Origin of the sequence: Aquibacillus koreensis (genome assembly GCF_025154055.1) — a bacterium.
In the GTDB taxonomy this organism is placed as follows: domain Bacteria; phylum Bacillota; class Bacilli; order Bacillales; family Amphibacillaceae; genus Aquibacillus_C; species Aquibacillus_C koreensis.
Window position 1 is genome coordinate 78,741 of record NZ_JAOALK010000033.1, and the last position, 13,416, is coordinate 92,156.

At 35.9% G+C, this 13,416-nt stretch carries 12 protein-coding genes and 1 riboswitch; all 12 genes read right to left on the reverse strand.

The window, feature by feature from the left end; translation table 11 throughout:
* Positions 1-221 precede the first annotated feature (221 nt).
* On the reverse strand, positions 222-1,766 hold the full coding sequence (locus NYQ66_RS09060) for a Na+/H+ antiporter NhaC family protein (RefSeq protein ID WP_259869000.1): 1,545 nt from the start codon (positions 1,764-1,766) through the stop codon (positions 222-224).
* A 244-nt stretch (positions 1,767-2,010) separates the two neighbouring features.
* Positions 2,011-2,198, reverse strand: a riboswitch (Lysine riboswitch).
* A gap of 55 nt (positions 2,199-2,253) precedes the next feature.
* A complete protein-coding gene (yunB, locus tag NYQ66_RS09065; RefSeq protein WP_259869001.1) occupies positions 2,254-3,039 on the reverse strand; it encodes a sporulation protein YunB in 786 nt (261 codons plus the stop codon).
* Between the two features lie 55 nt (positions 3,040-3,094).
* Positions 3,095-4,192 (reverse strand): HD-GYP domain-containing protein, encoded by a 1,098-nt coding sequence (locus NYQ66_RS09070; RefSeq protein WP_259869002.1) that lies wholly within the window; start codon positions 4,190-4,192, stop codon positions 3,095-3,097.
* A 556-nt stretch (positions 4,193-4,748) separates the two neighbouring features.
* Positions 4,749-5,054 carry a YunC family protein gene (locus NYQ66_RS09075; RefSeq protein ID WP_259869003.1) on the reverse strand — a complete coding sequence of 102 codons (306 nt, stop codon included), beginning with the start codon at positions 5,052-5,054 and terminating at the stop codon, positions 4,749-4,751.
* 57 nt (positions 5,055-5,111) lie between these two features.
* The gene (locus NYQ66_RS09080) at positions 5,112-6,503 is read right to left on the reverse strand and encodes a bifunctional metallophosphatase/5'-nucleotidase (protein ID WP_259869005.1); all 1,392 of its coding nucleotides are present in this window, start codon (positions 6,501-6,503) and stop codon (positions 5,112-5,114) included.
* Between the two features lie 45 nt (positions 6,504-6,548).
* Positions 6,549-7,382, reverse strand: coding sequence for a sulfite exporter TauE/SafE family protein (locus NYQ66_RS09085; RefSeq protein ID WP_311202016.1), 834 nt, complete (start codon positions 7,380-7,382; stop codon positions 6,549-6,551).
* A 236-nt stretch (positions 7,383-7,618) separates the two neighbouring features.
* Positions 7,619-9,016 (reverse strand): Fe-S cluster assembly protein SufB, encoded by a 1,398-nt coding sequence (gene sufB / locus NYQ66_RS09090; protein ID WP_259869009.1) that lies wholly within the window; start codon positions 9,014-9,016, stop codon positions 7,619-7,621.
* 86 nt (positions 9,017-9,102) lie between these two features.
* Positions 9,103-9,540, reverse strand: coding sequence for a Fe-S cluster assembly sulfur transfer protein SufU (gene sufU, locus NYQ66_RS09095; RefSeq protein WP_259869011.1), 438 nt, complete (start codon positions 9,538-9,540; stop codon positions 9,103-9,105).
* Positions 9,530-10,750, reverse strand: a complete 1,221-nt coding sequence (locus tag NYQ66_RS09100) for a cysteine desulfurase (protein ID WP_259869013.1) — start codon at positions 10,748-10,750, stop codon at positions 9,530-9,532. Before NYQ66_RS09100 ends, sufU begins: the two co-directional genes overlap by 11 nt.
* On the reverse strand, positions 10,750-12,057 hold the full coding sequence (sufD, locus tag NYQ66_RS09105; RefSeq protein ID WP_259869016.1) for a Fe-S cluster assembly protein SufD: 1,308 nt from the start codon (positions 12,055-12,057) through the stop codon (positions 10,750-10,752). Before sufD ends, NYQ66_RS09100 begins: the two co-directional genes overlap by 1 nt.
* A 17-nt stretch (positions 12,058-12,074) precedes the next feature.
* Positions 12,075-12,860 carry a Fe-S cluster assembly ATPase SufC gene (gene sufC / locus NYQ66_RS09110; RefSeq protein ID WP_259869017.1) on the reverse strand — a complete coding sequence of 262 codons (786 nt, stop codon included), beginning with the start codon at positions 12,858-12,860 and terminating at the stop codon, positions 12,075-12,077.
* A 286-nt stretch (positions 12,861-13,146) separates the two neighbouring features.
* A complete protein-coding gene (locus NYQ66_RS09115) occupies positions 13,147-13,287 on the reverse strand; it encodes a hypothetical protein (protein WP_259869182.1) in 141 nt (46 codons plus the stop codon).
* Positions 13,288-13,416: the final 129 nt, after the last annotated feature.

Genomic DNA, 13,416 nt, shown 5'->3' on the forward strand with positions numbered 1-13,416 from the left:
TTCCTGATTTGAAACTTACTAAAATCCTATGCATCTCTCTCTTTAGGAATGTTTCAAATTTTTCTTTTTTTCTGATATTTTAGATTATATCGATACGTTTATATGATGTCAAAGGAATATTCTACAATTAGATCAAATATTTTTTTTGGTGCAACATTCTTGTCAGAATTTATTACAATAAAAGAAACTTCTTCCAATCTTGAAAGAAGTTTCTTTCCATTTTACCTTTTTACAATTGCTTTTAAGGCAAGAGCAATAACGATCGTTGCAACCAGAGCGGCTAGTAATGACAAGATTAATTGTCCAGTCAAACCTAATATTAAATAACCAATGGCTGATGCGATGGCACAAATAAATGCATATGGTAACTGTGTAATCACGTGATCGATATGATTCGATCCTGCACCAGTTGATGACAAGATGGATGTATCCGAGATTGGTGAACAATGATCACCAAATACTGCACCCGCTAGAACAGCTGCCATGGCTGGTAAAACTAGATCCACGTCTGTAACGGCAGCAATTTCCCCAGCAATCGGAAGCATAATACCAAATGTGCCCCAAGAAGTTCCGGTAGCAAACGCCATAAAGCTTGCAACAACAAACAATAAAAGCGGAATATAATTAGCATCAATCGAAGCTTCTTGTACAAGTTCAGCAAGGTACTGACCTGTACCTAGACTGTTAATAATGGAACCAATCATCCAAGCTAAAAGCAGAATATAGATAGCTGGTAACATTGCTTTGAAACCTTCCTTGAAAATTTTGAAAGTGGAAGATTTTGGAATAGATTGTTCCATATATAATACTAGTGCAACGAGCACTGCAGATAACCCACCAATAAATAAAGAGAAGTTTACATCTGTATTTTCAAAAATGGATAAAATGCTCGCTTTGCCATCCGTATTTAAGATGCCAGTTATAACCATGGTCACTACTGTTCCTATAATTAACAACCCAATAGGAACAAGCAAATGATAAATTTTTCCTCCCTTGTGACTTTCTAACGCATCTTTTAAGTCACCAGGTATATTTCCTTTCTCCATATCAAACAATTCACCAGTAAGCTTTGCTTTATCTTCATGTTTTTTCATCGGTCCAACATTTAGATCTAATAAGATTACGATAAATACAAGGACTATCGCTGTAATAGCATACATATTAAAGGGAATCATTTTAACAAAAGCTTCTAGCGGTTGATAGCCAATAATTTCATTCGCTGTTAGAATGCCTCCAATTGTCCCTATAATGTAAGCTCCCCAACTTGAAATTGGTGATATAACCGTAATTGGCGCCGAAGTTGAATCAATAAAATAAGCTAGTTTCACACGCGACACTTTTTGACGATCCGTTACAGGACGAGCAACTTGACCAACTGCTAAGCTATTAAAATAATCATCAATAAAGATAATAATTCCCAAAATTGCTGGTAACAGTTGTGCACCTTTTCTTGTTTTTATTTTTCGAATTGCCCAGTCTCCAAATGCTTTACTACCACCAGAAGCTGTCATAAACGCTGTCGTTACACCAAGCAGTAATAAGAAACCTAATAAATAGATGCTGCCTGTATTTAATGCGCCATCTTCAAAAAATATTCCTAAGAATACTTGTACAATCTCATTGAAAGATGAAACTATATTAAATTCATGAAGCACAAAAGCACCAACTAAAACACCTACGCCAAGAGATAACAAGACACGTCTCGTTACTAGTACAAGTACAAGCATCAATAAGGCAGGTATTAATGAATAGACTGTCCCTTCCATTTGTAAACCTCCAAATATATTAGTAAGAAATTGAAGAAGTTTCAAGGTTATTATGTGTTAGTAATCCTAGCAAGATTCCTTACATGACAAGGTAATCCATTTTTGTTCATAAAATCACATATGGATACTGATCTTTTTTGCACACAAAAAGGCAGCAATAGAAAATAACTATTGCTGCCTGTAAGTGATAATGTTTTAGATTAAGAAAAAACATATCGATACAAAACGTTTCGTTATCGTCCATTCGATCAGTAGCTCTTCATGTAGGCTTAATTACGAACCACACATGACAGTACATTCCTTATTCAAGAATATACCAGTAAGAGAAAGTTTGACGACTCTTCCCTACTTCGGCAAAGAACCCTTTCACCAATCATCATCACAGTCAGTTCCTATTGGTTACTTATGTTATTTTGCACCTCTACCTCACCGATCTGATAAGGTATACCTATTCAATTTCCTCCGATATTATATCAACACAGATACCTTATTGCAAGGGGTCTATGGGAATGGAAAAATCTGTGTTACCTTCACTTGACCCACTATTATAAAACTCAGGAACTTCACCTTTATAACCGCCGCTACCTATTGGGATAATCTGTTCGATCTTAGCAACCTTTGATGCAAATGGAATAACAGTTCTAATTTCTACAATAATATGCACTACTGATTCAATATGCACATTATTGATCCCTACTTTTTCCACCCTTGTTTCTACTTCCGTACTTACATATCCCATTGATTCTAACTTAACAGGAACTTTAGGACCAAAGTTAGCTAGTAAAGGAATACCTAATACTTGGCCTAAAGGGATCTCCACTAAGCTAGTATTTTCCTTGGTAGCTTCAATGGATGTATCTTCTTCCCCTTCTAAATTAATATCAAATGGTTCATTTGATTTCGGTACATTTCCCTTTTCTAATTCACGCAAGAAGTTTTCTATTCTATTATGGATGCTATATTGCAAGCGATTTTGAACAGAAGCATCAATTTCATAGCTTACCGGGGTACCATTATCATCATATGTGTATTTAATTAGTTCCCCCTCTGCCAATTCATCATTCAATTTTTTATTGACTGCAATTCCCATTGCTAAATTAACGTATTGTTCATTTTTAGCTTGTGCTATGTTAATTAAAGTAGGTTTAATCCCTTCATTTACAATTAATATACTTACCGCCGTTGAAATGACAAAAAAGAGAAATGTTATCACAAAAATCGTTCTAGCTGGAGGCGGTGTTATTTGTCTTTTAAATTTTGGTCCTTTTCGCATAAAAAAACCCCCTCAAAAAACAATATGCATTTTGATTAGGGGTTAGAATTCCATATTAAACTTTATTTACGACACCTAAGTCGCAATTCACAATCATCACATTTAAAACTTTAGCTAAATCAATATCATATGGTTTAACATCTTGACCAAATTCTCTGATAATCCTTATAACAGGTCTTTCATATAGATTCTTATTTTGCTTTACTACAATTCCCTCTCGCCCATCACTTAATTCAACTTCAATCCCATTCGGGTAGACAGCGATCGTCTTTCTAAACGCTTCGACCATACCTCGATCAAATAAAGTTCCTGATCCGGAATATAGAATTTCAAGTCCTTCATGAGGAAGCATTGCATCTCGATATACTCGATTACTTGTAACAGCATCAAATACATCAGCAACCGCCAACAATTTACCATATGGATGGATATCATTTTCCATTATTCCTCTTGGATAACCTGAACCATCTAATCTTTCATGATGTTGGTAAGCACAGTGAGCAACTAACAAAGGTACCGTTGATGCTTTTCTTAGGAAATTGAAACCTTCTTCCGAATGTGTTTTTATTATATCAAATTCATGATTTGTTAATCTTCCCGCTTTGTTTAAGATTGGTTCAGGTATAAATACTTTACCTACATCATGTAACATGGCGCCTAAACCAATATGTTCGATTTTCTTAGGGGAATAGTTCAACTCGGATGCAATCGCTAATGCATATATGGTTACATTAATCGAATGCGAAAATATGTAATCATCACTAATCAGTATATCTGACATGATGGAAATGACTTCATCACGATTACTTACTTCATTTACAATATTGCCTACCATGTCTGCCATTTTGGCACTTGTTTTTTCAAATAAATAGGCATTCCTATTAAATCCCTGTTTTCTTATTTCATCAAAAGAAGTTCGCACCATTTGAACTGCTTCAATACGCAATTCTTCTGGTATTGGAGGGTCTATGATGATGTCTTCAGTAAAGGCGTCTTTAATATAGACATACGTAATACCCAAGTCCTGAAGACGTTTAAGCATTCTTTTGGTAAGTTTTATATCTCTTTGGATTAACACTTGCCCATTATCATTATAGATTGTTTTAGCTAGCTCGGATCCATCTCGAATTGTTTTCGTAGCTACTAGTCTCATATTGTTCTCCTAACTAATATGATATCATTAGACACCTTCTTTTAAATATTATCAAAAAAATGAATGTTAATCTACAAATTACTACATTTTCCCTCGTATTATTTCAAATTATTTATTGTTACGCTTATTTTTGATTTAATTTCTATAGATATGAGGCTAGTGTTTTTGGAAGATCAATGATAAAGATTATCTATTTAAGGTTGTTGTTGACGGTTTATGTATAGTCCTCGTCGTAACGTAAAGATGATGAGTGAATACAACGCAAGCGGTCATGAGATCCCTTATTTCCTTGTTTTTAGCCAATTTTGAATTTAAGCGGCTATACAGTACGCTATTTTAGCAAATTGACCACGTAATCAATGAAATCAGGGCAAATAAGGGCTCTGATAGCCGCTAAAATAATATACACTTAGATTTCGCACAAATAACGGATCTCATAGCCGACAAAATTGACCATAGATTAGCGGCTGCTATAGTTACGACAGATTTTATATCAAAAAAGAATAACTATGTACTAAAAAAAGGATCGTCTATGACGATCCTTTTTCCACATGTATTATTCCGCAATCTTCAATAACGCTTCTTTTGCAGGCATACCTTCATACCAACCTTTATTTTCTGCTTCAAGTGTCACCTTATCTAGTGGAGCATCTAGTAATTGTTCAATTGTTTTCACACCGGTAGCTCGTGCTGCTACAATTTTTCTTTCTGCAAGCTTATCATTAAGTAAGTCGACATCAAGTGCACCGCACATTATATAGCCAACTTCATTTGAGATTACCAGCAAATTTGTTTTAGGTAACTCTACACGAATTGCGGTAAAAGGATAGTTCTCAATGATTAAAGGTTTTACTGAAATCATTCACATGCACTCCCTTCTCCTTTCAATATATGGAGGATTAGGAGAGATGTGCACTATTTATTTAAACTTTTTCAATGTTTCGACTAATAGATCTCGTAGTAATTCAGGCATGAAAAACTGTTTCGATTTCGCTCTTGAAATTTCTGGTAATAGCTTACCAAATGTAAACATATCGGGTGTTGCTACTTTATACAACTTATCCTTTTGCAATGGTTCACCATTCATCATAACTGACTTCACGTGTATATCTTCTTTTTCCTTTTCCACCAATTCGACTTCAAGCCCTGCAAACACCATTCGTCCAATGACTTTTCCTCTAAAGCCAAAACCCTTAAGCTCTAATTCCATTAAAGCTTTCGTATAACTACCACGAACTACCTCAAGCAGTTCATTTCCTTTAAGCTCTACGACACAAGGATTAATTGGATGTGGACATATTCGATGTATGTCCCCGTAACTTACAGGACCAGCTTCTAGCCGATCTAAAATGACCCCTGCATTTAGTAATGCACAATCAGCTTTTGTCCAATCCTTTAGGGTTTCTACCAAATGCCTTATTATTGTCGTTTCTTTAAACCAATCCACTTCTAATGGTTCAGTTAAAGTTATTATAGAACGTTCAAGTAATGCATTAGAAGTTTGTGTGAATTTTTCTATATGATCAATAGTTACCTGATCTTTTTCTAAATGATCTATATTAGTAGTATAGGCTTCTTTTTTCACTAACATTTCACGCTGATGATTCCATGTTAAAATCACTTCACCAACATATTTGCCATGCTTTCCTGCTGCCGACAATAATGTTTTATTTATATACTCTCCAGTTCGGAAAAGATGGTGGGTATGACCACCAACAATTACATCCACCTCTGGATATCTTCTAGCTATTTCTTCATCTTCATTTATCCCAAGATGAGAGAGTAATATAACGATATCTGACTCATCGGCCAATTGTTTTATGTGTTTATCTAATGTTTCAAATGGAGACGCAACATGCCAGCCTAATAAATTGTAAAAAGCATTAAATGGAGCAGTTAATCCAATTATTCCAATAGTGACTCCACTCTTTGTTGTTAATTGATGCGTTGCCTCTAACCATTCAGGATTATGCTTGTTATTACTCTGTAAATTAGCACAAACCACTTTAAAATTTGCCTCATCATATAAGTGAAATAAATCATTATAATCTAAGGTAATTCCTTCATTATTGCCTAATGTTGCAACATCATAATTAGCATGATTTAGTAGCTGCACATTGGCTTTTCCTAAAAGTGCTTCCGCAATAATATGGACCCTGTCAACGTGATCTCCATTATCCAAAATAAAATAATCCTGATTTTCTCGCTGTCTTTGTATCTTTTTTTGATTCAGAAATTGAATCACCTTAGTCCAATTTTCAAAGTGGCTGTGAATATCACTTGTATAGTAAAAAAATATTTTTTCTTCCATAAACACGTACCCCTTTACATTATGACAGCAGTGTTAACTCCCACTTTATTGTAATCCTTGCCAAATAAGGCGAATACCGATAATCAGTAATAATATTCTTAAAAAGCCTTCAACTGTACTAGCCTTCATTTTTTGATTTACTTTTGCACCGATCGTCCCACCAAGCCATGCACCAGGGATAAATAACCAAACATATTCCCAATTCACATGTCCTAAGACAACATGAGTAATCGAGCTAAACATACTTAGAAAAACAATAATAAACATGGATGTTGCAGTTGCAATATGAGCAGGAAAGTGAAAAAGTAACATCATTGCAGGTACCATCAGTGAGCCACCACCAATACCAAATAACCCCGAAAGTACTCCAACTAGAAATGCAACTACCATTACAGCTAAAATGGAGAATCCATAATGGTACGTATTACCCTTCATATGTATTGTTCGCTCAACCATCCATACCCCAGTATGTTCGACTTGTTTTTGTGGTGTCTTTTTTCGAATAAAAAAGAAAAAGAACATCGCTATCATTAGTAAACCAAAATATAGTGTAAAACGATCCGTATTTATAAACGCATTTAACCAGGAACCTAGCATCCCACCTGGTACACCAAAAGCAACGAAAATAAAACCACTTTTATAATCTATTCTATTCTTTTTATAATAAGAAATGCTTGAAGATATAGCCGTGAAGATCATAACGATTAAAGAAATACTCACAATGTTCTGAGATGTAGCCCATGAAAAGCTATCGAATAATTCATAAAATATTAGCAAAGTCGGAACTAAAATTACGCCTCCACCTAAACCAGCAATACTGCCTACAAAAGCAGATAAAAATCCAACAAGGATACAGATAACAAAAAACAAAGTGACCACAACCATCCAATTTCTTAATTCATTTTCCCATTGTACCATTATAACAGGAATTAACACTATTTAAATATGATATGACTGTGGACAATTGTTGTTTTGCGACGCGTACTTACGGCTTTCCCCTATTTTTGCGTCGCTTACCTTAAATACAACTAACATCATTTCTATGATTACAAAACCAAAACTAAAAGAACAAAAAGAAAAAGCAGTGGCACAAGACCACTGCATAAAAAGTTATATTAACCGATTGAACCTTCCATCTCAAATTTAATCAGACGGTTCATTTCAACTGCATATTCCATTGGTAATTCTTTTGTGAATGGTTCAATGAATCCCATTACGATCATTTCTGTAGCTTCTTCTTCAGAAATACCACGGCTCATTAGGTAGAATAACTGTTCCTCTGATACTTTCGATACTTTTGCCTCGTGTTCTAATGAAATATTTTCATTTAAAATTTCATTGTAAGGAATCGTATCGGAAGTGGATTTGTTATCCATAATTAATGTGTCACACTCGATGTTTGAACGCGCACCATCTGCTTTACGTCCAAAATGAACGATACCACGGTACGTTACTTTACCACCTTGTTTAGAAATGGATTTCGAAACGATCGTTGATGACGTATTTGGTGCTAGGTGATGCATTTTCGCACCCGCATCTTGGTGTTGACCTTTACCAGCTAGTGCGATCGAAAGTGTCATACCACGTGAACCTTGACCTTTTAAGATGACAGCTGGATATTTCATTGTTAACTTGGAACCAATGTTACCATCGATCCATTCCATTGTTGCATTCTCATCACAGATCGCACGCTTCGTCACTAGGTTATATACGTTATTTGCCCAGTTTTGAATGGTCGTGTAACGGCAGTAAGCATCTTTCTTAATAAAGATTTCAACTACTGCACTGTGTAATGAATTAGTGGTATAAACTGGAGCTGTACAACCTTCTACATAGTGTACAGATGCACCTTCATCCACAATAATAAGTGTACGCTCAAACTGACCCATATTTTCAGAGTTAATACGGAAGTATGCTTGTAATGGTGTTTCACACTTCACACCTTTTGGTACGTAGATAAATGATCCACCAGACCATACAGCAGAGTTTAATGCTGAGAACTTGTTATCTGAAGAAGGGATTACTTTACCAAAATACTCTTTAAACAGATCCTCATTTTCTTTAAGAGCTGTATCCGTATCTTTAAAGACAATACCCAAATCTTGAAGGTCTTGTTTTAGGTTATGGTAAACAACCTCTGATTCATACTGAGCAGATACACCAGCTAGATACTTTTGCTCTGCTTCAGGGATACCAAGCTTATCAAATGTGTTTTTAATTTCTTCAGGAACTTCATCCCACGAACGTTCTGATCTTTCTGATGGTTTTACATAGTACGTAATTTCATCAAAGTTTAATTCAGCAAGATCGCCACCCCATTGTGGCATTGGTTTTTTATAGAATTGCTCTAACGCTTTTAAACGGTAATCAAGCATCCACTGTGGTTCTTCTTTCATTTTAGAGATTTCTTCAACGACAGCTTTCGTTAAACCTTTTTCAGTACGAAAGATGGATATATCTCTGTCGGAGAAACCATATTTATATTCGCCAACTTCAGGCGCCTTCTTTGCCATTATAAAACCTCCTATTTCAGGTTAGTGAGAATTCGGCCTATTCGTACACCAGGATTCTCATTCTTTCACGAAGTAGCATTAACCTACTATTGTTCGTGGTTAACACCTTTTTCCATAGCCTTCCAAGCTAAGGTTGCACATTTAATACGTGCCGGAAACTTTGCTACACCTTGTAAAGCTTCTATATCACCTAATTCTAAACCTTCCGGATCGATCTCTTCACCAAGCATCATATCCGAAAAGAGTTTAGACATTTTTAAAGCATCTTCTACTGGCTGACCTTTTATCGCTTGGGTCATCATGGAAGCAGAGGAAAGGCTAATAGAACAACCTTCACCTTCAAATTTGGCGTCTTCAACTTTACCATCTTCAATTTGCAAATGAATTTGGATTCGATCCCCACAAGTAGGATTATTCATGTCAATCGTTAATGATTCATCATCTAATGATCCACGATTGCGAGGATTTTTATAATGATCCATAATCACCTGTCTATATAACGTATCGAGGTTATTAAAAGACATCACCAAAGTACTCCTTTGTTTTATTTAGTCCCGCTACTAATCGGTCTACATCTTCTTCTGTATTATAAAGATAGAAGCTTGCACGTGCAGTTGCCGTAACGTCTAACCACTTCATTAGTGGTTGGGCACAATGGTGACCTGCACGAACAGCGATTCCTTCTGCATCTAATACAGTTGCAGTATCATGTGGATGAACGCTATCTAGATTAAATGTAATTAGACCAGCACGTTTTTCTGGACCATAGATGTCAATCCCGTCAATAGTGCGAAGTTGCTTTAATGCGTACTCTACTAATTTAGATTCATGTTCCTCAATTTCATCTAAACCTATTTCTGTTAAGAAATCAATAGCTGCACCTAGACCAATTGCCCCAGCAATAATCGGTGTTCCACCTTCAAACTTCCAAGGTAGTTCTTTCCATGTTGATTCATACAAATGAACAAAATCAATCATTTCACCACCGAATTCCACTGGTTCCATAGCTTCTAATAATTCACGCTTGCCGTAAAGAACACCTATTCCAGTTGGTCCACACATCTTGTGAGCAGAGAAAGCATAAAAATCACAATCTAAATCTTGAACATCTACTTTCATATGTGGAACACCTTGAGCACCATCAACCAGCATAACCGCCCCTTGCTCATGGGCAATAGCTGCGACTTCTTTAACTGGATTGATTGTACCTAATACATTCGATACATGCATCATAGCTACCATCTTTGTTTTATCCGTAATCGTTTCACGAACATCATCGAGTGAAATCGTGCCGTCAGCTTGCAATGGTATATACTTTAATGTTGCACCTGTTACCTTAGCTACTTGTTGCCAAGGTATGATGTTACTATGATGTTCCATTGGGGTAATAACGATCTCATCACCTTCGGATAAATTACTACGACCATAACTGTGAGCAACGGTATTGATCGCTGTCGTCGTACCTCTTGTGAAAATTACTTGTTTCTCACTTTTTGCGTTAATAAAACGTCTTACTTTTTCTCTTGCACCTTCGTATTTATCAGTAGCTCTCGTTCCTAAAGTGTGAACACCTCTATGAACATTAGAGTTATCAAATTTGTAATAATCATTTAGTGCTTGAATGACAGACAACGGTTTTTGAGAAGTTGCCGATGAGTCTAGATAAACTAAAGGATTTCCATTCACTTCTTGGTCTAAGATTGGGAATAATTGACGAATGGACTTAGCATCCATTAATATACTTTCCCTTCAATTACTTGCGTTAATTGATTTCTAACAGCCTCAATAGGGATTTCATTTACTACAGGTGCTAAGAAACCGTGGATAATTAAACGCTCCGCTTCTTTTTGTGAAATTCCTCGACTCATCAAGTAATACAATTGTATTGGATCCACACGGCCAACAGATGCAGCGTGTCCTGCAGTTACATCATCTTCATCAATTAACAGGATTGGATTTGCATCTCCTCGAGCATCTTTACTTAGCATAAGAACACGAGATTCCTGTTCTGCGTTTGATTTAGAAGCACCATGTTCGATTTTCCCAATACCATTAAAAATGGCTGAAGCCTTATCCTTTTGCACACCATGTTGCAAGATATACCCTTCAGAACCTTGACCAAAGTGTACAATCCTAGCGGTAAAGTTCTGGATCTGGTCTCCACGACCTACCGTAACTGTTTTTGCATGAGACAAGGATTGGTCACCAATCAAATGAGTAATGTTTTCAGATGCTGTATTTCCATCATTCATCTGACCAAGTGCCCATTCAATTGTAGCATTTCTATACGCTACACCACGACGGTTTACATAAACTGTTGTACCTCTGGCAAAATTATCTACTGCGCCAAAAGAGATCTTTGCATTATCGTGCGCAATAACTTCTGTCACTATATTTGCAACCGCTTCTGTTTCTTTGTTATGAGAGATGTAGTTCTCTACATAAGTTAATTTACTATTTTCTTCTGCTACTACAATGACGTGGTTGAATGTTGCTGCTTCTTCATCTTCCTGCCAGAAAATTGCTTGAAGCGGCTCTTCTACTTCCACGTTTTTGGGCACATAGACGAACACGCCGCCGTTCATAAGAGCGGTATGAAGTGCACTAAGACGATTTTCATCAATCGAAACTGCATCTTTCATATAATAGCGTTGTACTAGTTCGCTATGTTCTTGCATTGCAGTTGTAATATCCGTTAGAATAACACCTTTATCTTTTAAAGAAGAAGATAAAGATTTATACGCAACAGACTGGTTACGTTGAATTACTAAATTTTTATCCTGGTTATCCATATCGATAAAAACTTTGATGTCTGCTGGTAATTCATCTAATGACTGAATGCTTTGCCCTTCAGCTTTATGTTTAAACTTATCAAAGTTCCACTTTGTAATGTTTGTTTTATCCGGCTTTGGCATTGGTAATGTATCAGCAAGTTCCAATGCTTGAAGGCGTAATGACTCCATCCATTCCGGTTCATTTCTTTCTTTTGAAAAATTGCTAACATAGTCCTTCTCATATGGTAGCTTTGTATCCACAGTCATACAACCCCTCCTTACTGTTACGCTTTTTGGCCTACAGTTTCTTCTTCAATTCCTAATTCCTTCTTAATCCAATCATAACCTTCAGCTTCCAATCGTTGTGCAAGTTCAGGTCCACCAGATTTCACAACACGTCCTTGCATCATTACGTGTACATAATCAGGAGTAATGTAATCTAATAAACGTTGGTAGTGTGTAATCATTAAACAACCAAAATCTTCACTACGTAATTTGTTAATTCCTTTCGATACGACTTTAAGTGCATCGATATCAAGACCAGAGTCAATCTCATCTAAAATTCCGATCGCAGGTTTTATCATCATCAACTGAAGAATTTCGTTTCGTTTCTTTTCCCCACCAGAGAATCCTTCGTTAAGATAACGTTGAGCCATGTTTTTATCCATTTCTAGATAATCCATTGCTGCATCCATTTCTTTAATAAACTTCATTAGTGGAATTTCGTCACCTTCTTCACGATGTGCATTAATCGAAGAACGTAAGAAATCTGAAGTCGTAACACCACTAATTTCACTTGGATATTGCATTGCTAAGAAAAGACCAGCTTGCGCACGCTCATCTACTTCCATTTCTAAAACATCTTCACCGTCAAGTAGAATACTACCTTGTGTAATTTCATATTTAGGATGCCCCATAATCGCAGATGCTAGTGTAGATTTTCCTGTTCCGTTTGGTCCCATGACCGCATGAAACTCTCCACCTTTTATCGTTAGGTTAACCCCTTTTAATATCTCTTGATCCTCAATAGCTACATGAAGATCCTTAATTTCTAATGTTGATCCAGCCATACTGATACCTCCAAAACAAAGTTATTTATCTTATTGTGATATGGAACGTTATATCCATTCTCAATTTATTCTCATTACAATCTTATACTATTTCGAATCTATATTCAACAATTTCACTAACCATTTGACAGCTTTTTAAACATGTATTTTTAAAAAGTAAAGTAGAAAATGTGAAAATTTTGTATCAATATCTTTCTCACCCTATTAATGTATATCATTATCTTTATTTTAACCAATTTCTACTGTAATACAAAAACCCTTGCACAAAGGCAAGGGTTTTATAACGTTATTTGTGAATAAGACGCTCTACTTCGTGAACAATCTTCTGGCTTTCTTTATGATCATTTTCTCTTTCTTTTTCTACATGTAGTCTTTTTGAAAGTTTTCTACTATATTCAGCATATCCTAGTCCGTGAGACTGTTGCATCGCTTTTTCCATCTCTGAAGTGTAGTTCAAATTCAAATGATCACTAATAATGAATCCATCCTTTCATGATTTACATTAAAAAGTGTACCATTTGTAGATGGTATCTTACAAAAAGGATGTATCCTTGTT